Source organism: Methylosinus sp. PW1 (assembly GCF_000745215.1).
Classification (GTDB): domain Bacteria; phylum Pseudomonadota; class Alphaproteobacteria; order Rhizobiales; family Beijerinckiaceae; genus Methylosinus.
Genome location: NZ_JQNK01000008.1, coordinates 339,164 through 359,541 on the forward strand (window position 1 = coordinate 339,164; position 20,378 = coordinate 359,541).

The following is a 20,378-nucleotide window of genomic DNA, read 5'->3' on the forward strand; positions in this document are numbered from 1 at the left end:
GCCTGCTCACTTCGCAGCCTCCACCATCTTGTGCTCGAACTTCCCGCGAACGTGCGCGCCGAAGTGCTTGCCGATCGACTCGGCTTTCATGAGTTCCTGGTGCTGCTTCGGCGTCACGCCGAAATAGCTGTATTGCTTTCCGTTCGGAAACTTGACGTGCATCACCGCCGCCGCTTCGTCATATGCGACCTCGGAAATCATCGACGACTTGACCTTCGTGAAACTCATTGTCCTAGCCCCTGCTGCTCCAATTGACCGGCGACATTGCCAGCCTGTTGAACCTGTTGCTGTTGCGCCTGCTGCGTGGCGACGGCCGCTTGCTGGCGCTGTGCGTGCTGCTCCATCGCCTGCTGCAAGCTCGCCTCGTCTTCCTGCTCGGACCGGCTCTTGAAGCCGGCCTCATGCAGCAAGCCGTCAGCGACGCCGGCTGCTGGCGGAGCGCCCACGAGGAGAAGCGCTGCTTCGATCGCAGCCTTCTGGCTCTCGACGTTGAGACCAGCCAGCTCGGCTGCGATCCGCTGCGCCTTGTCGTTCGCGTCGGCCTGCGCTTTTCCGGCCTGCGCTCTCTTTAGCTGCGTGCTCGCGACCTTCTCGTCGAGCTCGGCTTGCTGCATCGCGTCCTGTAGCTGCTTCTGGCGAGCCTGCTCCTTCGCCTTCGCGATGTCCTCTGGCGTCGGCTGCTCTTGATCTGGGTCGCGCATTCCAGTCGCCTGCCGAATGCGGCGAACGATCTCGTCGCGGTTCGGGATGTCCATCTTCTCGACGAGAAGATCGAGCATGACGACGACGATCTGCGGGGCGACCGGCGCTAGTTCCATCAACAGCTTGATGAGTTCTTCGACTTGGTTCTGCCTGATCGTCGCATTCCAGTCGTCCTCGCTGATAACGAAATCAGCCTTCGTTCGAACGATATCGTTCTCCGGCATTCCGTCGTTGATGTTCACATACTCAGGCGTGCCGCGCATGTTTGTGATGCGGAATGCCTTCTGCTCGGTGAAGAACTGTTCGATGAGAGACAGCTCCTTCTCGCCGTGCATCTGCGACGCGAGACGAAGGTTGTCGAATATGCCGGTCGTAGCAAGCGAGCCCTGGCTCTGCCGCGCCTGGATCGCCTTGCCAGAGGTTGCGTTCGACTGCCGGCCCATATTCTCGTCGGTGACGCCAGATACCGACTGGATCATCTCGATGGAACGCGACATTAGCTGCATGTGCGCTTCGGATAGATCGCGATCGACATTCAGCTCTAGCTCATATCCCTTCTTCTTAACGATCACCGCGTCAGGCCGCGCGACTTCCTCGACATATTCGTCGATGTCAGGCACAGCTCCTTCTTCCATGATCGTCTTGTTCGTCGAGAGGATGTGCAGCGCCTTCGATGCGCGCTTGTTCACATCGTCCTGAAGATCGCGCACTCCGCGAATGACGCCATATGGAAGCCCGTCCTTTCCGCGCCTGTAGCACCAGATTGGCGTGAACGGGAAATCATTGTGGCGATACGGGCTCTGCGAAACCCACAGCAAGCCTTTCTGCGCCATGATAGCGCAGTGCATTCGCATCTTCACCTTGGAGATGACAACCGACTGGCCAGAGGAGATGGCTTCATCGTGGCTCGGGTGGCCTTCCTCGTAAACGTCGCCGCCGAAGTCTCCGCCTTTCAGGATGCGAACATTGACTGGAGCGCGGAACCAAATCTCTATCAATCGAAGGCGCTTGCGGCGATAGTCGAAATCTTGGCGGTCGGTTCTATACGTTCCGTCCGCAATCTCCATCGTATCCATCGGCGTGTCGCCCATGGAGCTATCAATCAGCAATCGATCCGACTCGATAGCTGATTGATGGATGATGAAGCTGCGATCTTTGAACATCGAGTCGGCTATATCCGTATCGACCCACTTCACGCGGATTTCATATCGGCAGTCGCTCATGTCCTTTTCGATTGAAGCGCTATCCCACAGCATGTTGCGCCATGACTCGGAGCGGGCGTAGACGATCTCTCCGTCGCTCTCGTCCTGCCCGCCTCCTTCTAGCCAACCGACGCCGACCTTCACCGCATCCTCGAATGCGCGGCTCTTGGCGAAGCCAAAACGGTTCACGTCGCCAAGATACTTCATGAGCTGCGTCTTGCGCTCGGCCGGCTTCGATCCATCCTTGCGGCGCGGCAGAATGCGATAGTCTGTCCTGGTCCGCTTCTCCGTTCCGGTGATCCAATTCACCATCGGCGCGATGACGTTGTAGTTCAGCGGCACCTGACCGCGCTCTTTGAGCACCTGTTTGTCGGTGTCGCTCCAAGCGTTGTTGTCGTAGAACTCCTCATCGCGATCCTGCTCATAGCGGTTCGTCTCCTGCCGGCGAAGCTCGCGGATGTAGAACGCCATCAAGCGATGATGAAGCTGCTGCATATCGAAGCTGTCGAGCTTGTGCGACTTCACCGCCGCCGACTGCGCGTCCTTGATGACAGGCAATCTATCGATCGCCGTCCCGCTTCTCTTCGAGTTCTTGAGGTCGAAGCCGCTATCCATCGGATCGTCAAACATTTTCGATGACCTCGTGATGTTGCTGCTTGCCGCTCTCGTCAGTGCGGATGATATCGGCGACGACAATGCTGTCTTCGATCGGCTTCGGCGGCATTGAAATGAGATCGCCGAGGCACTCGCGAATTATCGACGTGACGCGCATTACGTCTCGCACGTTCGCCGAGTTGAGACCGAGATAGTCTGCGAAGCTCACAGAAAGGCGAGCGCACAGCCTTCCGTCGCCCGTCTCTTCCGCCCACTTCCAGGCGCTCGAAAGCGGAACGACGCACGGAATGATTGGCGCAATGCCGAGCCGCGCTGTCGGAGCGAGAACGAGCGCCGGCCGTTTCTTCTGTCCGAACCACGCTCCTATCGCCGTGATGTCGCCGAACGTGCGAACGAAATGCGTCTTGGTCAAATCGAGGTCATGCTGTGTCATGCTGCCATTCCAGACGTGTTTCGACGACGCGGCCTCATCCCTGACGAAACGGCGTGCTCTGCCCAACCCTGTGCGAACTGACGATACGAGTCCGCAGCCTCGCTGTGCTCGTCGTGACGAGGAACGTCAGACCACACGCCTAGGCGCTCGTTCCACTGCTTGCGATACATCGCCAAATGCGCAAGGCCGGATTGGCATGTCTCTTCATCGAACCAGCACTTGGAGAACGCATCGCGCGTCATCTGAATTCCGTGCTGAATATCGTCCACGCGCGGAACGATCTCGAACTTCCACCCAGGCGCGATCTCTTCGAGCATCTGCTTCGGCGACGCTAGGCGTGTTCCTTGTTGGCGAACGTGGTCGGCGTCATGCGGGAGATAATGCGTTCCCCATATCCATCCGCGCGACTGCATCTTGCCGACGAAATACGAGTAGGGCTCACCCCAAGCCTCTTCGAAACCGATGAAGCGATGCTCTGCTCCGACCTTCTGGTGAAACCATATCGCCGTTCCGTCTCCGGCTCCGATATCCCAAAACGAATTGACCGGAACTCCAGAGACGAATGGAACCTTGCCGATCCTTCCATCGCGTCGCGCGGCGGCGAGCTGAACAGCGTAATAGGTTCCTTCTGTCGAGACTTTGAACGCTTCCTCCGGGTAGCTCGGATATTCCTGCCACATCTTCTCAGGATCGCCGGCGAAGTCGCTGTTGCGCGTTGCGACATACCAAGCGCGTTGGTCCATCGCGAGCTTTTGTCCGATCTTCGACTCGACGATATCGAAATACTCATGATCCTTGGCGGTTATGATGACGCCCCTCGGATCGATCCGATACTCAGGAGCCTGCCACCACGCCGCGAAGTGAAAACGATAGTCGCGCAGCGTCAGTTCTGCCTTCGACTCGGCGAGCGCCTGAGCGCGCTTCGTCATGTCGTGGAACTCACCGCCTTGCCCTTCGGCCGTGCTCTCGATGATCGTAATCCCGTCTAGCGGGACAGATGGCAACGATCCGGTAACGACTTCTGCCGCCTTATCTGGAAACTTCGCACATATCTTGCCGAACTCTGAAATGTGCAAACGATGGATCGTTCCAGATCGCATCGACGTGGCGACGCGAATTGACGAGTTGTTGTGCGCAAATAGAAGCTCGCTAGCACTGTCCCTTTCGAGCGGCATTACCTGTTGCAGCACTTCTGGAAGATTGTTGTAAGCGAACTTCACCTTGTCGCGGAAAATCTCCTGCGCTTTCTCACGATCTTGCGCGATAATGCCGCAGCGTTGATCGCTGTTGAACAGAGCATGATCGAGCCAGAGGATGGCGATCAGCGTCGTGAACCCTAGCTGTCTAGCCTTCAAGATCAGATTGCGGTGCCACAGCGATGCGAGCAAACGACGCTGCGCTCTGTTCGGCTTGAACGCGATATTCGTCTCGCCTGTGATCTCGTCAGGCGATTTGACGAGGATGCGATAGAGCTGGCCTGAGCACACGCGCCACATCGGATCGGCAAGCGCGAGCGCCATGTCTTCATTCGATTTCGGAACGAAGTCGATGCCGACGCTCATACAACGCTCCACTCGTCGCCGATCCGACGCGCATAGCGCGCGCGAGAAAGGCTTTTGAGCGCCATATTCGCCGCAGCGATCTTGCTTTGCTGACTCGCATTGCTCCAGCCTTCGATCTGCCAGCGCTCGACGATCTGCTCGACCGTCATTCCGGCGCTCGTCCGCATGATCGCGTAGGCGGCTCGCGCGTGCGGGTCGAGCGCTTCGATCGATTGCCGAGGCTGCTCGGCGAACTGCGGGAGGCTGCGCTTGATGCGGCGCTGAGGCGATTTCATTTGGCCGCCTCGCACCTAAAAGCGAACATGCCGCCTTCGTGAATTTCTGCCTTCCCGTGGCATCTAACTTCGGTGATCCATGACATGGTTTCGTCGTCTCTATGCTTCATGAGACGATCCACAGAATGACCGCATACAACACACAAGATCGACCTGCGCTCGCTGTCGATCTTCTCGTTTTCCGTGTAGGCGTCGGCCAGCGTTCGACCCCGCAAAATTCCATAAGCGTCAGCCATCGTCGTCCTCCATCGCCGCGCCTGGGAAGATCGACATGAAGCTCGCGCCGGTCGTAGCTGCTTCACGCAGCGCTCGCTCGGCGACGCTCTCCGCGCTCGCTGTCACGCTCTGTTCGCTCGACTGCTGCGTCTGCCCAGTCGGCTTGAAAGACGAGCCCTGCACCTGTTTGACGAGCACTGAGAGAGGATCGTCGAACTTGACGCGGACCGGGCTGAACATGCCCAGGTGCTTCATCAGCTTGTCGATCGCGTCTATCTTGTTCGCCAGCTTGACCTTCTTCATCGTGCCGACGAGCTGCCCGTCTTCCGTCACCTGTAGAACATCGAGACCCATGAGCGCGCGACGAGTATCTTCGTCGATCTCGTGAATAGGGCGAAGCGTTCCTTCCTCAGTGAAGGCTTTTCCGATGTCGAAGAATGCAAGTCGAGAAAGTTCCTTCAGCACTCTCTCTTGAGTAACCTCGGTTCGAACTTGCAGTTCGTTCTTACGTTCTTCGATACGCTTTGATACCTGAGGATGTCTTAGCAGCTTCGCCGCACTTACTTCCGCAGCGTTCCCTCTCGCCGAATAACCAGCGCGAATATAAGCTTGAGTGGCATTCAAATCGATCAAGTATTCCTCAATGAAGGCTCTCTGCCTTGCGTTGAGTTCATGCTTGTTGTTGGTCGATTTGGCGGCCATCGAAGAATTTCACATTCTCTATTCGAATGACGATTGACAAACTCGAAACCGACGCTCACGTTGACGGAGAAATTCCGTCACTCGTCTGATTTACGACGGATTTTCCTCTCAAGCAAGCCCCGGCTTTGCTCTCCGAGCCGATCCTCACTTGGTCAAGTGAGGCACGATTTGAGCAAGTGAGGAATGCAAGTGAGGATGACCTAAGCCGTTGATATCGGCTAATTTAGGTCAAGTGAGGCAAGTGAGACGACTCCTAGAGAGGTCTCTGCCTAAAAGATGAGCGCCTACAAAGTAGGCAGCAACCACTCCAAACCCTGTCTCACTTGCCTCACTTGCTTCTGCTTGTCTTTCTTCCTATAGTAATTTTAAATATATATTAAATATAAGAGAAGAAAAAGCTAATGAAATCAATACGTTAGCAGAAATGCACATATGCACATGTCTTTATGTCAGGAATAAATACCTAGAACCAAGTGAGGAATTGGGCTGATCCTCACTTGCTCGAAAACCATCCTCACTTGACCAAGTGAGACGGCGATCGACGGAAAAAATCCGTTGACTGTGCAATTTAAATAAATATCATACGTAAATAAGTTCACAAAAGGAGCTAGCCAAAATGGAAAATAAGCGCGAGTCCGCGATGCGAGCGGCGACCGTCCCGGTGCTCGTCAATGTGCCGGTCGATATCCTGACGGAGGTCGATGCGTGGCGACGCCGGCAGGCCAACCCGCCGTCTCGCACGAAGGGCGTGCTCCATTTCATCCGTGAAGGCGCGAATGCTGTCGCCAAGGCTGGAGAAGAGAAGTGAGCGTGGAAACGATCAACTCATACGCCATCTACCGCGACGAAGATTGCCAAGAGCGCCTATTCGAGACGGTTGCGCAATCGAAGGACGATGCGCTCGACCTGTTCGCGCAATATCGATCCGGCTACGACACGTTCGCTGAAATGTGCCGCTCTACCACCTTTCGCGAGTTCGCCAAATGCGTCGCGATTTGGATACTGCCGAAAACCCGTTGATTTGGAGGGCTGACGAGATGGCTGACAATGCCGAACTTTCGAAGTTCATCAACGAATGCCGGGAGGTCCGCGATGGCCGCCGTGGGTGGGCTTCTGCCAAGAAATCGCGCGCCGCTCTGTGCGGTATCACGGTTGAGGCGCTTCATCGTCATGCGAACTTTCGGGGTTGCGTCGTCGAGAAGCACGGAAAATACGGATATGTCGCTTGCCGCCCGCGAGACGAGGCAGGAAATTACGTCGATCATCCTCTTCCTGAGAAAGATTGATACAATGGAACCCACCGAACAAAACGCCATGATCGTTGGCGTCGATCCGGCCGCCGGTCCTGATTACAGCGTCGGAACCGCGCGCTGTGATAGCGCCGAGGAAGCGCGCAAGATATTCCCCTGGGCGAATGTCTTCATGCCATACCGTGGCGGCTATATGTGCTTTGCCACACTCGGCGACTATCAGGCATATCGCTGGTCTGGAGATCGGAAATAACTCACCCTGGCCAGTCAAAAAACCAAAAGCAGCGGGCTTCGGCCCGCTCTTTTTTTGACTGCGACGACGGAAAAAGCACGACGCGCCACTTGACGACGACGGATATTTTCCGATATTTGAAATTATCGACTTCAACCGGAGACTGACAGATGCCTTTCGATCTTACCCGCTTCAACCAGTTCGTCGCCGAAGGGCGCATCGTGCGTAATGTGTGGGAAAGCCACGACGACGACGGGCGTGAGACGGCGTGCTTGATTGCCGCCATCGCGCCGGGAATGCGCCCGTCGAAATGCCCGGCCGATCTCATGCCCGGGTGGCTCGCTACGATAACGCCTAGCTTCGACGACAAAGGATCGCTCGCTGTGTGGCCGGCGATGATCCAGCGCTACGCCGCCGCAGCCAACCGTTGGCATGTGCTCGGCGAAGCCGCGTGGCGTCGTGTCTTACTGAAAACGCTGCGCGCGAGCCTGGAGATTGCACTGCCACACGATAAGAGCCAGTCGTGCTCCAGTGTCATTGCTATGATCGACCGCGAGATCGGCGGAGATATCCCGACGCGAGACGAATGGGCTGCGGCGGAGGCGGCGGCGGAGGCGGAGGCGGCGCGGGCGGCGCGGGCGGCGGCGCGGGCGGCGGCGCGGGCGGCGCGGGCGGCGGCGGAGGCGGCGTGGGCGGCGGCGCGGGCGGCGGCGCGGGCGGCGCGGGCGGCGTGGGACAAGATCACCGACGCCTGCCTGTCCGCCATCGAGGTCGAGATCGCCGCTGCGGAGGCGGGCCGATGAGCGAGCGGAAATCCCCCACTGGCCCGTGGGCTCCGAGCGACGCCAGCATTGATGCGATGCTGAATGGAAGCGTCGATGCAGAAGACCAGCGTGATTTGATGCGTCAGCTTCTCACGCTGGCCGTCAACGCCGATCCACTCCTGCGCTCGGCCCCGAAGATGCGCGAGCAACTGACGTTCTCCATCGGCACGCTCGTCAATGCTCACGACGCTCTCAATATGGCGTTTCGTAGCATAGACGCCGAGCACGTCTGGCACCGCAAGGAAGCCATCAAAGACGTTCTAGATCGGGCAAAATTCGAAGGCTCGCGGATCGTCGTCACGAAGCGCGAGTTTGCGGGCGTCGAGAATGGAAGCATCATTAAGACACTGGATAGTGATTGCGACTTGGCCATCTACCGCCGCGTCGTCACAGTCAGCGATATCAGCGAAGCTCCGGGAACGCGCGAGCGCGATGTCGGCTTGCTGTCCTATGGCAGCGAAGAGATCATCGTGACGCTCGTCGAAGGCGTCGAATAACCAACAACGGGCGATAGCACAGTCTGGTAGTGCGCTGACTTTGGGTGTCAGAGGTCGCCGGTTCGAGTCCGGCTCGCCCGACCAACATTCATGGAGTTCAATCGTGGCTCTGCTCCTTCTCGAACGCGAGGCGAAAATCAGTGCGATAGCGCGCTGCTTGCGCCCGCTCAAAAACCTCGACGACGCCGATCCGATCAAGGTCGCGCTGAAAGCCGAATTCCAGCTCGTCGATGTCGAGCGCCTGTTCAAGCAGGCAATCGAGGTCGAGCGAGCCCGCCGGCAAGCAATGAGGATTGCAGCGTGAAAACCCCAAAGGTGGGCCGCCCGTTGAGCGGCAGTGGGCGCGTGCTCGTCACCATGACGCCGGCGATGATCTCGGCGCTCGACAATTGGCGCGGCGGCAGAGTGGACAAGCCGTCGCGCCCAGAGGCAATCCGGCAGTTGCTCGTATCGACATTCGAAAAGAAGGCGCGGAATAATGGATGACCGCAAGAAGCTCATTGATCGCATCAAAGCGCTCATGTCCAAGACGACCGAGAACGGCTGCACGGAAGCTGAAGCGATGATCGCGCTGGAGAAGGCGCGCAAGCTCATGGACGAGCACGATATCGCCAGTGCCGATGTGACGTTCGACGGCGAGAAGCCCGGCGAAGGATGTGTCGATCACAGCCGGCGCGATAGAATACCGTTCAATCTAGCCGAGAACATCGCGCAATTCTGCAATTGCCGCGCGTGGCATACGCATCGACGCCACGATGCTCAGGCGACGACGACGTTCTTCGGCTTGGAAAGCGATGTCATGTTCGCCAAGTTTTTGCTTTCCACGCTTTCTCAGTTCGTGAGAAGCGCCGCTGACGATTACATGAAGGAGCGGAAGAAGACCGGAGATCGCGGCGCATCTATCCAGGCCCGCAATGGCTTCATCTTCGGCTGCTGCAATCGCATCAACATTCGCCTGCGCGCGATGAAAGCGGCGTCAGACGCCGCCTCGCCGATCGTCGGCGGAACGGCGCTCGTCGTCGTCAAGAATGCGCTCGTCGAGCAAGCCTACGCCGAGCTGAATATGAAGCTCAAGAAGGCGCACGAGAGCAAGGCGACGCTCGATCCGATGGCTTTCATCTCTGGCTCGAAGGCTGGCGACGGAGCGACGATTGGCCGTCCGATCGAAGACAATTCGCAGCCCGTGTTGATGATCGGGAGGGTGGGATGAGCAAATTCATTCCAGCTATTGGCAAGAAGCCGCCCGTGAAGATTGCCGGCCCGAAGTGGCGCAACTCACGCCAAATTCGCGGCTATCTCGCGCATGTGAAATTCGCCATCACGCATTCTGACGATGGCTCCACTGTGACGCTCGACCTGAAGATTGCGGAAGCGCTGAAGGAGATATGTGAGCAGGCGATCCACACTGAAGAAGGGCATGGATCATGAGTGTCCTCACTAACAACATGAAGCAATGCTTGGATCGCCTCGACACCGCGACGAATTGGGCGACTACGTTTTGGGTCACAGGTGGGAGTGCGATGACATGCGCTCGCGCTCGCTACGCCCTCAACGCGCTGTTCGACCTAGATCTCGTCGAGAAGGAAAAGATCAACGCATCAAACGTCATGTGGAAGCTGACGCAGGTCGGCAAGGATGTCGTCTTTGCGCTCCACAAAGAAGAAAGAACCGGATCATGGCTGACCTGAAATCCATCGCAGAGTCGCGCGGCACGTTCCTCAACTTCGATCCGCGCAAGATCAAGATCAAACCCGATCTCAATGCGCGCGATCTCAATACCGACGACAACCGCGAGCACATCGAATGGTTGGCTGATAGCATCGCCATGGAAGGCGTCAAACAGCCTCTCGTGATCTTCTCGGAAGGCGACGACGTTTTCGTGTCCGATGGCCATTGCCGACTGACCGCGACGATGCTTGCGATCGAGCGTGGCGCAAACATCAAAACCGTTCCGTGCATTCCCGAGCAGCGCGGAACGAACGATGTCGATCGCATCCTCTCGCAAAACCTCTTCAACAGCGGCAAGCGACTGACGCCGATCGAGCAGGGCGTGAATTTCCGCAGAGCCATGGCGCTTGACGGCTCTTTGACGGTTGCCGATATCGCGAGGCGGGTCGGAAAGACGGCGCAATATGTGGCGTTCATCATCGACTTCCAGGCCGCCCCGGCCGAAGTTCACAACATGGTGAAAGACGGCGAGGTCAGCGCTTCGCTGGCGGCGCGCGTGATCCGCGAAGACGGCGCGGAGGAGGGCGCGAAGAAGCTCCGCAAGGCGCGCGACGCGGCCAAGGAGGAAGGTAAGGCGCGTGTCACGCCGAAGTCCATCGAGCCAGAGGATGCGCTGTGGGCGGATCTGCGCACGGTCGTCGGACGGAAGCGCCCCTCTGGCTTGTCGGATGATGCGGTGCGCGCGGCGATCGATGCTCTGAGGTGGCAGTGATGGCGCGAGCACGGAAGATCGCGGCGATCAAAGCCGCCTGGAGGCGCAAGCACTGTCTCAGTTGGCGTGCCGCGCGCTGGCTGATCCGCTACGGAGTCTGTGATGGGCGGCGGCCTGATCGCACGAAATGGGTGCGGTTCATGAACGATATCGCGCATGAGCGGCAGGCGCGGAAAGTGGCGAAGGAGAATGGTGATGGATGAGACATTGAAGGAGGCGACCGAAGTTGCTGCTCAAGCAATTTACGAAACATGGTCGGACGTTGATGGTTATGTTCCGTGGGTCGCTTACGGTAATAGTCTTCGGCAGGACGACGCGCGGCGAGTTGCATCAAAGATCGTCGTCCCTCTTATCGCTGAGCGAGACGCGACAATTTCGCGCCTTGTGGCCGAACGAGATCATTTTGGAGCGCGTAATCGCGAGCTTAACACGTCAATTTTCGCAGCCAGCGATGAGGTCAAGCGTCTTCGCGACGGCCTGTCTGCGCTCGCTAACTGCCAAGGTGGCGTGACGCGATCCGCCATCCGTGAGGCTTGCGTTGAAATACTAAATGGCGGCACGACAAATATGGAGGACCAATCTCCGTTCGTAGAAGCCATTGGGTGCCTGACGAAAGAACTCAATCACGCGAATAAGCGTAGCATCGAACTAGGTGAAAAAATTGTTGCCTTAATGGCAGATCGCGACAAAGCGCGTGACAAGCTCAATCGTCTGGAAGATGACTACGAGTCGATGCGCGCTGGCCGCATCGAGGATAGAGATCGACAGAGATCGAACTATCGCGCGGCTATGGCCACGCCGCAGTTCGATGCGCGAAAGGAAGTTCCGCTCGCGATAGACTACACGAACTGGCGAGGCGAGCGCCGCGAGCGCGGTATCATTCCACTTCGCCCTTTCTTTGGCTCGAACGAGTATCACAAAGAGCCGCAATGGCTGCTCGAAGCCATCGACACCGATGACTGGAAGACGAAGACGTTCGCATTCGCCGGGATGCTTCGTGGGCATGACGTGAGATACGCATTGCACGCAGAGCTTGCGGATGTGCGCGAGCGCTTTCGTAAGCTTCAATCATCAGCGCAAGAGCATGGCGTGAGAGACGGAAATGAGATCACATCGCTCCGCAACGAACTCCGCACAGCGCGCGAGATCATCGAAGGCCAGGAGGAGATGATCGCCGGATACGTCGTCAGGATCGGCGAGCTTGAGAAAACGCGCGAGACGATAGCGGATGAGCTGGAGTCGGACGGTGAGTATGTCGCCGCCGATCTTGTGCGCAACCCAGATTGTGAATAGGTGTAGACAATGGACACAATGTCAGACGACCAGTTTGTTCGTTATTGCGAATCGATGACAGAAACGCCACGCTGCGGAGCTACGCCAAGGCAGATGGAGCGTTTATGTCGATTGTCCGGTCACGTCGATTGGGCTAACGAATGGAAGGATGCGCCAAATGGGGTTTACGACGGTTACAAAAATGCCATCGTGGCCATGATTGACACGTATCGCTCTAAAGCTTGACGAAATGAGATAAATGAACGATGGTTGTCTCCTAACGACAATGGGCGACAACCATGAAAACCGTTTTTGAGACAATAGAATACGCGATTCTTGCCATATATGAAATCGTCAGCATGTCGATCGTGCCGCTGGCCGTTCTGTTCGTGCTCGGGTCAATGATGTCCTTGGTGACCAAGCCCTAATCCATACCGCCGCCAAGGCGGTATTTTTTTACCGCATGTCCGCCCTTTCCGCTCTTGACGACTTCCTCGACGATGAACCCGCCGTCGAGTAGCGTCTTTATCACGTCCTGCAAGTCGCGAGATTTCAGACGGCTCTTGAGCGCCTGAGAGATATCGCGATAGCTCGCGAAGCCGCCCTTATTCGTGATGATTCTGAGCACATTGTTGGCGCTCTTTTGATGATCCGTCTCGCTGATATAGAGGCCAGCTCCGCGTAGCATCGTTTGCGCCGAGAACTCCGCAACCTCTATGCCCCACTTCACATCCTGCGCCGTCACCTTCGGATCGCCGACGCCGAGGCGGGCCAGCGCCTGGATCGTCGCGAGCCGGATCGCGTTCTGAGCGGCGCGCGCGTAGTAGGGCATTCGCTCTGACGCCCCAGGTTGGCCGTGACGCTCGATAACCTCCTCCTCGTATTCGAGCCAGATGCGCTCGACGGCCTCGCTCTCCCAATCGACGATTACCGGCTTCCAGGTCGAGGCCCGCGCTTCAGGCGATAGGCACTGTGCCGACGTTCCGCTCTCGACGCCATCGCCGCCGGCATGGAGCGCCAGGAGCCCGGCGATGATGCTCGACGGGACGATGCTCGGATCGGCTAGCTCCGGCTTCTTCGGCGGCGGGCGATCGTCCATTTCTAGCATGAGAAAACGGTTCAGGAAGCCGTTTAGAATATCGGCCCCTTCGAACGCCGCCCAGAATTCATCTGGGTTGCTCGCGCCGAGGATCGTCAGCGACGCGGCGTAGATATGTGACGCCTTCCGGGAGGCATAGGCTGCCGTCGTCGTGCTGTTGAAATTGAGGCCCCACAGCTCGCGCAGCTCTTTCGAAATGCCGCGCTCGAATGACGACGCCCGCTTGGCGTGAACACGCGCCATGAACGCTCCGAACTCATCCTGCGCGCACAGGCTGACGGGCGTGTCGAGCACATGCGCCTGGATCGCCGTCTGCGACATGAACTCCTTCGGTCCGATAAGCGCGCTCAGTCCGATCGCCTCCAGCATCCGCCCAGGCGAGCGCACGAGGTGCTCTTTGTCGGCCCCGGTCGGCGCGAGGAGCGCCAGATAGAAATTCGTTCCTGATCGCGTCGGCCCCGCCCAATATCGCCCGCAGATGGCTCCGACCGTGGCGATAGCCGGCCCGAGCGCGAGCGCCCTATTTGGTCGGCGAGAGGTCGCGCATATCCAATCGACGATCTCGCCTATGAGCCCAGGCGGGCGCGTCAGGCGTTCGTCCATGCGCGCCGCTGCGCTCATCGCTGGCCGTTCGAAAACCTCTCCGGTCTCCGGGTCATGGAGCGTCCCATCCTCGTCCTCGACGAGCGTTCGCCCGAGCTGCGCCGCAAGCTCTGCGATGGCCGCATCCTCGTCGCGCCAGCCGAGTGCTTCCGCCGTCACGCCGAGCTTGTCGCACAGCCATTTGGCGGCGGCGGTAGCGTCTTCGGCCCCGCCCCATTCCATCGCCATGTCGATGGCTGTGCGCTTTCCTTGTTGCGGATCACCCATGTCGGCGACGCCGAAATCGACAATCCCGGTCGGCGCGAGCGCGATGTCTTCCTGGAGTTGGCGGCCGAGCGACTTCGATGTGACGCGGAACGCGCCCGTGCTCGGCTGGAATTTGGCGCTCGGGAAGATCGCCGTCACCCAAAGATCGAGATTGGCGAGCGCGCGCTCGTTTACTGCTCGGAAGAAGCTCTTGCCGTCGCTTTGAGGCTGATTCTCTCTGCGGTGGTCACCGCCTCTCGGCCTTACGATTTGCTGATGTTTTGGCTGATTTCCTTGCTCGGAAGTCACCGCCTTCGGAGTGTGCGCCGCGACGCGCGCGAGCAGCTGCTCGATCGTCTGCGGAGCAGGGCGGATGTCCTCTGGCGTCTCGTCGATGTGGTTGCCGGTGATCGTCAGGTAGCGCAGCGAGCCGTAAATCTCGACGTGGGCGGCGTCGCATTTCGTCGCGCTCGTGACCTTCCCTCTGGCCAGGAGGCGGACGCCTGTGCCGCTCGGGCTGACCTCGGCGTAGGTCTCCGCCAGCTCGATGATCTCGGCCGCCCACGGCTCCAGCTCGCCGGTCTCTGCGTTCCTGCAGGCGTCGAGATCGATGCCGGTGAGTCCGTCGCCATCCGTCAGGACGAAGCCGACGCCCGCGAGGCGCGAGAAGCGCGTGCGCCAACACGCCTTCTCATAGGCCGCCCATGTCTTCGGATCGCTGTGCGAGCCTGCGCCGCCAGTGTTCGGATCGACGGGCGGCTTCGTCGGCTTCGTCGTGCCTGGACGCAGGAAATATTTCCAGCTCACCCAATGTGGGATTGCGCGCAGCTCGTCGAGCGCGGAAGTCGGCGGCGCGTATTGGAGCGGGTCGAAAACGTCATCATCGTCGAGCATTTCGCGACCTAGAACGGAGGATCGAACGAGGCCACCTTTTTACACAAATCCTTGCCGAAGGCGTCAACGATTGTTTTGCAGAATTTCAACCATTCGTGTTGTTCGAGCTGCGCGAGATCGGTCTTGCCGATCGTGTCGAGATACTGCCCGGCTGCGTAGCCGGCCTCCTCGATCGCCTGAGTCTCGAACGTGTCAAATTCCTTGCGCGGCATTTTGAGCGCCTTGTTAGCGAGTTCGATATGATCGTCGCAGGCCCAGGCGATGCGAGGGTTTCGACGATCGTGCAGATAGACGCCAATTCCATCGCTACGCCGCCTGCATATGCAACAAACTTGCGAGTGCGACGGGCTCAGTGATTTGTAGCCGATGAAAGGAGGCATGGCGTCGAACTCAGAATGGGATGTCATCATCGAGCACCATGCTTTTTGATGTGAATTGATAGGCGTTCTGCCTGACGACATTCTGCCCAGGCGTCGTCTTAACCAAAACGACTTCCTGGTAGCGTCCGGTTTGGCGGACGATGATCGACGATATGCGCGAAAGCTCGTCAGGCGCGCGCGCTACCGCATCATCGACCGTAGTTGGAACTGGCATTTGCCCACCGAGCTTGCGCCACCACATCCGCGCCATGTCCTTTGGCTTGCCGTCGTGCTCGAAGCAAATCCATTGGCTGTAGTCGCGTATCTCATTGTGATATGTCACGCGCATCGTTGAGACCGATCCCATCTTCTCGTGCTTGGAGAAGGTGACGGACTCGACTTCGACCTCGGCCGGCTTCGCCGCTTCCGTCGTCAGGATCGGCACATTCTCGGCCGCGCGCGCCTCGTGGCGCGGCGGCGGCGCTGGCCATTCGAAGCCGCAAAGGCAGATGCGCGTCCCCGGCTCGACGAGGGCGCGACACTGCGGGCATTGCTTCGCCTTCACCGTGTCGTCTTCTTCGGTCGCAGCCTTGCTCTTCGACGATCCGCCACCGGCGCGCTGCGGGGAGATCGCATCCACTGGCCCGTGGCGCATGACGTTTCCGGCGAAGTCGAGAATGAGAGCATTTGGCTTCGGGCCAGATGCGATTGCCGCTACGCGGCCAGCGACTGTCGATAGATCGTATCCAGTCGCGTAGACTGGCCTAAATGCCCTGCCAACGATCTGGACGTATTTGCTTGTAGATAATGTGTCCATTAGCAACGACACCATGTCAACATGTGGGAAGTTCACACCAGTTGACAATACGTTGACTGACGCTAACGATTTTGTTCTTTTCGCCTTGAACTTATTGAATATAGATAGCCTGCATCCTTTTGGTGTGTCGCCAAACACTGCGTCGCACGATATTCCATGCCTAACTACCTCTTTAACAATATCTTCTGCGTGCTGTTTACCTGAACAAAACAATAGCCATCCGTTTCTTTCACTTCCATATTCTATAATTTCAGCAATAGCAGACTCGATGACGCCAGGGATGCGCGCCCGCTCTTCAATTTCTGATTGGATAAATTCCCCACCGCGACGATGGACGCCGCTCGTGTCGATACGCGATAGCGTCGCCTTGGATATCAGAGGCGATAGGTATCCTTGATTTATAAGGTCTATAACGAATGCTTCGTAAACAATCTTCTCGAAAATCGAGTCTTCTCTGCCGTAAAGAAGACCGCTATCAAGTCTGTATGGCGTAGCGGTAAAGCCAGCAATTCTCATATCTGGCACCGAATCAAGGCAGTCAGATATAAACTTTCCATACATCGTGTCTGAGCTTTTTGGGATAAGATGCGCTTCATCTATTATCAAAATATCAAAATCGCCTAGCCTAATCTTTTTATTATATACACTTTGGATGCCCATAAATAGTATCTTAGATCGTAGGTCTCTACGGTTTAGACCTGCCGAATAGATACCGATAGGCGCTTGGTTCCATACAGAAAGAAGCTCTGACGCATTCTGTGTCACAAGCTCCTGTATATGAGTTACGATACCAATTCTCATATCAGGATATGACGCGAGAAGCTCCTGGCAAAGCTTGGCGATAATCAGCGATTTCCCGCCGCCGGTCGGAATGACGATCAAGCCATTCCCGCCACCGCCTCCCCAATAGGAGTAGAGCGCGTCGATCGCCTCACGCTGATATGGTCTGAGTTCAAGAGCCATCACGCGCCTCTCAACTGCCGCGAAAGCTCCGCGCGGTCGATCTCTCCGGCCGCAAAGCGACGACAAATCGCCATCGTGTCGATGCGCGGCTTCTGATCTGGCTCTTTCGTGCGAGCGAACTTCGCGTTCATCCGCGCGCGATCTGAAGCAGCTTTCTTTTTACGGTCATCATCCGTCATGAGCGCCTTTCGCACAGTCCAGATTGGTAGCGATAGTTTGGTAGCTATCTTGTTGACGCTGCTTCCCTGGTCGCGGAGGCGATAAATTTCAGGTTCGAGTTGTCCAGCTTCCCGTCTACCCATTTCGTTCCGTCCTTCAGCGCATAGGTGACTGTTCCAGCAACCTCGTCAGCATCGATTTGCTCGCCTGGAACAATGTCTGGTATCCACAAATGGTTCGCGCAGCCTTTTTCCTGAGCTTCGCGCGAAAGATCGTGACCATGCTTCTCGCAAATCCATCGCGCATCGCCGTCCATTGCCGGCGTCGAATAGATGCATGTCCGACAATTGAAGCGCGGCCATAGATCGCGATGGCAGTGGTCGAGAGCGTGGCACTGGCGACAGGCCCAGGCCATCTTCGCTTCAGGGTCGGCGTGAAGCTTCGGCGGCGGACGATCGGCAGTGATGATCGAGCGTGCCTTGGCAGTCAGCCGCGCGGCGAAAACAGGATCATATTCGCAGCGCTCGCCATAGAGCGCATCGACACGATATTCGTCGAGCGCATCATCGTTTTTTCCATAAGCGATGTAGAAGGCGCGCGACAGCTCCATGTAGTGCATGTATGTCTGCATTTGCGCATAGTGCTGCGGCTTCGATTTGCGGACGCCTTCGTCGCGAAGTTTTCTGAATGATTTCGTGCTGTGTGTCTTTGCCTCGACGACATGCGGTGTCTTTGGTGCCTCTTTGAAGCCGAGGCCAATCCCATCGAGATGGCCTCTGAAGTGGCCGCCAATGTCGGAAATGCCGATCTGCTTCTTCGGATCATCAGGATCGCGGTCCCACACCTGGACGCCAATCCGACGAAGATCGTCAATCATGCGCTCTTCTTCGCGATGCCCGGTCTGGAAGAGGCGCAACAGCTCGCCATTGAACTTCTCTGGCTCGACGATCCATCGGAATGTGTAATAGAGCTTTCGCCAGCACTCGTCGCCGATGATCGACGCCCCGAGATATTCGCGTTCGACCTCATCGTTCGCCTGCTCGTAGGCGTCGTAGATCGCGCGGATCGTCGGTAGCGGCTCGTCGATAATCAGCATTCCGCATCCTCGTGCGAGAGCTTGTCGAAGCGCTCGATCGCGCCTTTCTTGAGAACGAATGTTTGTGCCGAAGCCGATCCGAACAGGCCGTCGCTTGTCGGCTCGATGTATCCACTTACGATTGCCAGCGTCGCCGCTCCAGGCGGTATTTCGACGCCGCTATCTCGCATGTGATATTCAATGCGTGTTTCGCCTTGCCGAGTGTTGCGAAACTGCTTCACGAGCGCGTCGCCGCCGCGCAAGAGTTCGATCACTCTCGCGAGTCGAACGGCTATGTGCTTGCGGCGACGCTTTGGCACGTCATGCGACCGTCGCCGGATCGGCGCGTTTCAGCCAGCCGGAGCGCGTGTCGTTCAAGCGCTCGTCGAGCTGCTCCTCAGTCTCCGGCCACAAGTGCATATCATGGACGAGGCGCACGTAAGCAGCCCGGAACCAGTCGCGAATTTCAACCGCCGGATGCTTGTAGCCGACGATCTCGAATGAGTGCAGCAAATGGAGCTGGAAGTGGTGCGGAATAGCGTCCAGCTCGCGAAGGTAGTCCGATAGAATTCGGTTCATCTCACGAGCCCAGTCGTCACCACGTTCGAGCGCGTCGTAACTCGGTCCCATGAAGGAGCCGCCGCGATGATCATGCGGGTTAGCCAAAACTTCTCCGTCCAGAGAGGAGACGAGAACGCAGCGCCGATACCAGCGCAGCAGCATTTTGACGCCGCCGTATTTCGGCAATCCATCCGGCCCGCGCACGGCGGTAGCGAGAACGGTTTGCTGCATGAATGAAAGCTCAAACGTCCATGGTTGCCAGACTGATGTCGGCGGAAGTCCATTGCGGATCATAGTCATCTCTCCTTGTGTCGCCTTACACCTTCGGTCCGTATGGCAATGGCTGCTCTTCTACTTTCTTGCAGGCATTCATCCACGCTTCGACGAGCGACTTGCCGCGTCCCGAACGAAGCCTTCCACCGCCGTCCATCCATTGGAACTGAACAAACCATGGCCCATCGTAATGTGGCAGCGGCGTGTGGATTTCTCCCGCGTAGGAGATACTGGTGTGCTGGTGCTCAGCACGATAGAGGAACCAGCCCTTCGGCTCTTGGAGAGCGTCCATGGTCACAGCCCCTTGCTTTTGACAGACTCGACGCCGGTCGGAAGGACACCCATCGCCTTGCGATAGTCGCGCGCCGCCGTTTTGATCGCGTCGGCGATCTTCTCCGGCAACACGTCATTGCGCTCGGCCAGGATGAACTTCAGCGCTGCGAGCGCATCGGTGATGACCAGTTCCTCGGTCGTGCGGCGCGAGAGCGCGCGGCCGACGCCGAGCGGATTGATCTTCACATGCGCGTCGCGTGCGGCGAACAGCGCGGCCCTGTCCGCCTTCTTGAACTCGCCGAACGTCTGATCAGCTTCGGCAGTGGCCGCGCCGACATCGGTGAACTCGCCCTCTGCCGCGTTCTCGATCGCCTCGCGTTCTTTGGCTTCTGCCTCACGGGCCAGACGTTCTGCCTCGGCGGCCTTCTTGCGCGCCTCTTCTAGAGCTTCAAGACGGCGCTTCTCCTCCTCGTCCATCCAGACATCGAGCCGCTTTTCCACTTCATCGAGCAGCTTCTTTAATGGATCGCGCGCCGTCTTGAATGTGCCGTTGATCTCGCTCACCTTCTCATTCAGTGGGCGGACGAGGCCGTCGCGATCACCTTCGAGCGTTTTGAGCACACCTTTGGCGTAGTTGATGACGGAAGCCGTCTCCTTCGCCTCGTCCTGCGTCTGGACGACAGGATGCTCTTTCAGGAATTCGGAAATGTGTTGGAACGCTTCCTGCGCGGTGATGATCGACTCGCGCGGAGGGTTGTTCATGCCGATGACGGCACGTTCGTTGTCAGCCTCGTCCATATTCGTTCTCCGTGGGGAAGCGGGCGGCCCTGCATG

General features: G+C 57.9%; 30 protein-coding genes and 1 tRNA gene. 14 read left to right on the forward strand and 17 right to left on the reverse strand.

Annotated features, from left to right (window positions below; genetic code table 11):
- Positions 1 to 6: 6 nt before the first annotated feature.
- The 7 genes from K369_RS07145 to K369_RS07175 form a co-directional block, all read right to left on the reverse strand.
- On the reverse strand, positions 7 to 228 hold the full coding sequence (locus K369_RS07145; protein WP_036289554.1) for a KTSC domain-containing protein: 222 nt from the start codon (positions 226 to 228) through the stop codon (positions 7 to 9).
- A complete protein-coding gene (locus K369_RS07150; protein WP_036289556.1) occupies positions 225 to 2,534 on the reverse strand; it encodes a hypothetical protein in 2,310 nt (769 codons plus the stop codon). Before K369_RS07150 ends, K369_RS07145 begins: the two co-directional genes overlap by 4 nt.
- Complete coding sequence (locus tag K369_RS07155) at positions 2,527 to 2,952, reverse strand: hypothetical protein (protein ID WP_036289558.1); 426 nt, start codon at positions 2,950 to 2,952, stop codon at positions 2,527 to 2,529. Before K369_RS07155 ends, K369_RS07150 begins: the two co-directional genes overlap by 8 nt.
- Complete coding sequence (locus K369_RS07160) at positions 2,949 to 4,514, reverse strand: hypothetical protein (protein WP_036289560.1); 1,566 nt, start codon at positions 4,512 to 4,514, stop codon at positions 2,949 to 2,951. Before K369_RS07160 ends, K369_RS07155 begins: the two co-directional genes overlap by 4 nt.
- Positions 4,511 to 4,663, reverse strand: coding sequence for a hypothetical protein (locus tag K369_RS27065; protein ID WP_198033061.1), 153 nt, complete (start codon positions 4,661 to 4,663; stop codon positions 4,511 to 4,513). Before K369_RS27065 ends, K369_RS07160 begins: the two co-directional genes overlap by 4 nt.
- Positions 4,664 to 4,785: 122 nt before the next feature.
- Positions 4,786 to 5,025, reverse strand: a complete 240-nt coding sequence (locus tag K369_RS07170) for a hypothetical protein (RefSeq protein WP_036289565.1) — start codon at positions 5,023 to 5,025, stop codon at positions 4,786 to 4,788.
- The gene (locus K369_RS07175) at positions 5,018 to 5,707 is read right to left on the reverse strand and encodes a terminase small subunit (RefSeq protein ID WP_051949125.1); all 690 of its coding nucleotides are present in this window, start codon (positions 5,705 to 5,707) and stop codon (positions 5,018 to 5,020) included. The genes K369_RS07170 and K369_RS07175 overlap by 8 nt, the downstream gene beginning before the upstream one ends.
- Positions 5,708 to 6,323: 616 nt before the next feature.
- Here K369_RS07175 and K369_RS07180 point away from each other — a divergent pair.
- The 7 genes from K369_RS07180 to K369_RS07205 all read left to right on the forward strand — a co-directional run bounded on the left by K369_RS07180 (position 6,324) and on the right by K369_RS07205 (position 8,594).
- Positions 6,324 to 6,515 carry a hypothetical protein gene (locus K369_RS07180; protein WP_036289567.1) on the forward strand — a complete coding sequence of 64 codons (192 nt, stop codon included), beginning with the start codon at positions 6,324 to 6,326 and terminating at the stop codon, positions 6,513 to 6,515.
- Positions 6,512 to 6,727 carry a hypothetical protein gene (locus K369_RS07185; RefSeq protein ID WP_156967777.1) on the forward strand — a complete coding sequence of 72 codons (216 nt, stop codon included), beginning with the start codon at positions 6,512 to 6,514 and terminating at the stop codon, positions 6,725 to 6,727. The genes K369_RS07180 and K369_RS07185 overlap by 4 nt, the downstream gene beginning before the upstream one ends.
- Positions 6,728 to 6,744: 17 nt before the next feature.
- On the forward strand, positions 6,745 to 6,993 hold the full coding sequence (locus K369_RS27070) for a hypothetical protein (RefSeq protein ID WP_198033062.1): 249 nt from the start codon (positions 6,745 to 6,747) through the stop codon (positions 6,991 to 6,993).
- 4 nt (positions 6,994 to 6,997) lie between these two features.
- Positions 6,998 to 7,210: a hypothetical protein gene (locus K369_RS27075; RefSeq protein ID WP_198033063.1), complete on the forward strand. Its 213-nt coding sequence runs from the start codon at positions 6,998 to 7,000 to the stop codon at positions 7,208 to 7,210.
- 149 nt (positions 7,211 to 7,359) lie between these two features.
- On the forward strand, positions 7,360 to 7,992 hold the full coding sequence (locus tag K369_RS26275; protein ID WP_036289573.1) for a hypothetical protein: 633 nt from the start codon (positions 7,360 to 7,362) through the stop codon (positions 7,990 to 7,992).
- A complete protein-coding gene (locus tag K369_RS26280) occupies positions 7,989 to 8,510 on the forward strand; it encodes a hypothetical protein (protein ID WP_156967778.1) in 522 nt (173 codons plus the stop codon). Before K369_RS26275 ends, K369_RS26280 begins: the two co-directional genes overlap by 4 nt.
- Before the next feature lie 7 nt (positions 8,511 to 8,517).
- A tRNA-Pro gene (locus tag K369_RS07205) sits at positions 8,518 to 8,594 on the forward strand.
- 13 nt (positions 8,595 to 8,607) lie between these two features.
- Here K369_RS07205 and K369_RS07210 read toward each other — a convergent pair.
- Entirely contained in the window at positions 8,608 to 8,793 is a 186-nt protein-coding gene (locus K369_RS07210) for a hypothetical protein (RefSeq protein ID WP_036289576.1), read from the reverse strand.
- A gap of 17 nt (positions 8,794 to 8,810) precedes the next feature.
- On the opposite strand from K369_RS07210, the gene K369_RS27080 reads away from it, so the two are divergent.
- The 7 genes from K369_RS27080 (at position 8,811) to K369_RS26290 (ending at position 12,468) form a co-directional block, all read left to right on the forward strand.
- The gene (locus K369_RS27080) at positions 8,811 to 8,996 is read left to right on the forward strand and encodes a hypothetical protein (RefSeq protein WP_198033064.1); all 186 of its coding nucleotides are present in this window, start codon (positions 8,811 to 8,813) and stop codon (positions 8,994 to 8,996) included.
- The gene (locus tag K369_RS07215) at positions 8,989 to 9,720 is read left to right on the forward strand and encodes a DUF2786 domain-containing protein (protein WP_036289577.1); all 732 of its coding nucleotides are present in this window, start codon (positions 8,989 to 8,991) and stop codon (positions 9,718 to 9,720) included. Before K369_RS27080 ends, K369_RS07215 begins: the two co-directional genes overlap by 8 nt.
- Entirely contained in the window at positions 9,717 to 9,938 is a 222-nt protein-coding gene (locus K369_RS07220; protein WP_036289578.1) for a hypothetical protein, read from the forward strand. Before K369_RS07215 ends, K369_RS07220 begins: the two co-directional genes overlap by 4 nt.
- Positions 9,935 to 10,198, forward strand: coding sequence for a hypothetical protein (locus tag K369_RS27085; protein WP_198033065.1), 264 nt, complete (start codon positions 9,935 to 9,937; stop codon positions 10,196 to 10,198). The genes K369_RS07220 and K369_RS27085 overlap by 4 nt, the downstream gene beginning before the upstream one ends.
- Complete coding sequence (locus K369_RS07225) at positions 10,120 to 10,950, forward strand: ParB/RepB/Spo0J family partition protein (RefSeq protein ID WP_210165046.1); 831 nt, start codon at positions 10,120 to 10,122, stop codon at positions 10,948 to 10,950. Before K369_RS27085 ends, K369_RS07225 begins: the two co-directional genes overlap by 79 nt.
- Before the next feature lie 195 nt (positions 10,951 to 11,145).
- Complete coding sequence (locus tag K369_RS26285) at positions 11,146 to 12,243, forward strand: hypothetical protein (protein ID WP_156967779.1); 1,098 nt, start codon at positions 11,146 to 11,148, stop codon at positions 12,241 to 12,243.
- A gap of 18 nt (positions 12,244 to 12,261) precedes the next feature.
- Positions 12,262 to 12,468: a hypothetical protein gene (locus tag K369_RS26290; RefSeq protein WP_156967780.1), complete on the forward strand. Its 207-nt coding sequence runs from the start codon at positions 12,262 to 12,264 to the stop codon at positions 12,466 to 12,468.
- A 178-nt stretch (positions 12,469 to 12,646) separates the two neighbouring features.
- On the opposite strand, the gene K369_RS24570 is transcribed toward K369_RS26290, so the two are convergent.
- The 9 genes from K369_RS24570 to K369_RS07285 are packed head-to-tail and all read right to left on the reverse strand — an operon-like array spanning position 12,647 to position 20,342.
- Entirely contained in the window at positions 12,647 to 15,064 is a 2,418-nt protein-coding gene (locus K369_RS24570) for a DUF3987 domain-containing protein (protein ID WP_051949127.1), read from the reverse strand.
- 8 nt (positions 15,065 to 15,072) lie between these two features.
- On the reverse strand, positions 15,073 to 15,444 hold the full coding sequence (locus K369_RS26295; RefSeq protein WP_210165047.1) for a DUF6511 domain-containing protein: 372 nt from the start codon (positions 15,442 to 15,444) through the stop codon (positions 15,073 to 15,075).
- Between the two features lie 10 nt (positions 15,445 to 15,454).
- Positions 15,455 to 17,203: a DEAD/DEAH box helicase gene (locus K369_RS25415; RefSeq protein WP_036289582.1), complete on the reverse strand. Its 1,749-nt coding sequence runs from the start codon at positions 17,201 to 17,203 to the stop codon at positions 15,455 to 15,457.
- On the reverse strand, positions 17,203 to 17,382 hold the full coding sequence (locus tag K369_RS07260; RefSeq protein WP_156967782.1) for a hypothetical protein: 180 nt from the start codon (positions 17,380 to 17,382) through the stop codon (positions 17,203 to 17,205). Before K369_RS07260 ends, K369_RS25415 begins: the two co-directional genes overlap by 1 nt.
- A 44-nt stretch (positions 17,383 to 17,426) precedes the next feature.
- On the reverse strand, positions 17,427 to 18,458 hold the full coding sequence (locus tag K369_RS07265) for a hypothetical protein (protein ID WP_036289587.1): 1,032 nt from the start codon (positions 18,456 to 18,458) through the stop codon (positions 17,427 to 17,429).
- The gene (locus K369_RS07270; protein WP_036289590.1) at positions 18,452 to 18,712 is read right to left on the reverse strand and encodes a hypothetical protein; all 261 of its coding nucleotides are present in this window, start codon (positions 18,710 to 18,712) and stop codon (positions 18,452 to 18,454) included. The genes K369_RS07265 and K369_RS07270 overlap by 7 nt, the downstream gene beginning before the upstream one ends.
- 46 nt (positions 18,713 to 18,758) lie before the next feature.
- Positions 18,759 to 19,292 (reverse strand): hypothetical protein, encoded by a 534-nt coding sequence (locus tag K369_RS07275; RefSeq protein WP_036290275.1) that lies wholly within the window; start codon positions 19,290 to 19,292, stop codon positions 18,759 to 18,761.
- Positions 19,293 to 19,314: 22 nt separating this feature from the next.
- Positions 19,315 to 19,563, reverse strand: a complete 249-nt coding sequence (locus tag K369_RS07280) for a hypothetical protein (protein ID WP_036289592.1) — start codon at positions 19,561 to 19,563, stop codon at positions 19,315 to 19,317.
- A gap of 2 nt (positions 19,564 to 19,565) precedes the next feature.
- Positions 19,566 to 20,342 (reverse strand): hypothetical protein, encoded by a 777-nt coding sequence (locus tag K369_RS07285; RefSeq protein ID WP_036289594.1) that lies wholly within the window; start codon positions 20,340 to 20,342, stop codon positions 19,566 to 19,568.
- Between the last annotated feature and the right edge of the window lie 36 nt (positions 20,343 to 20,378).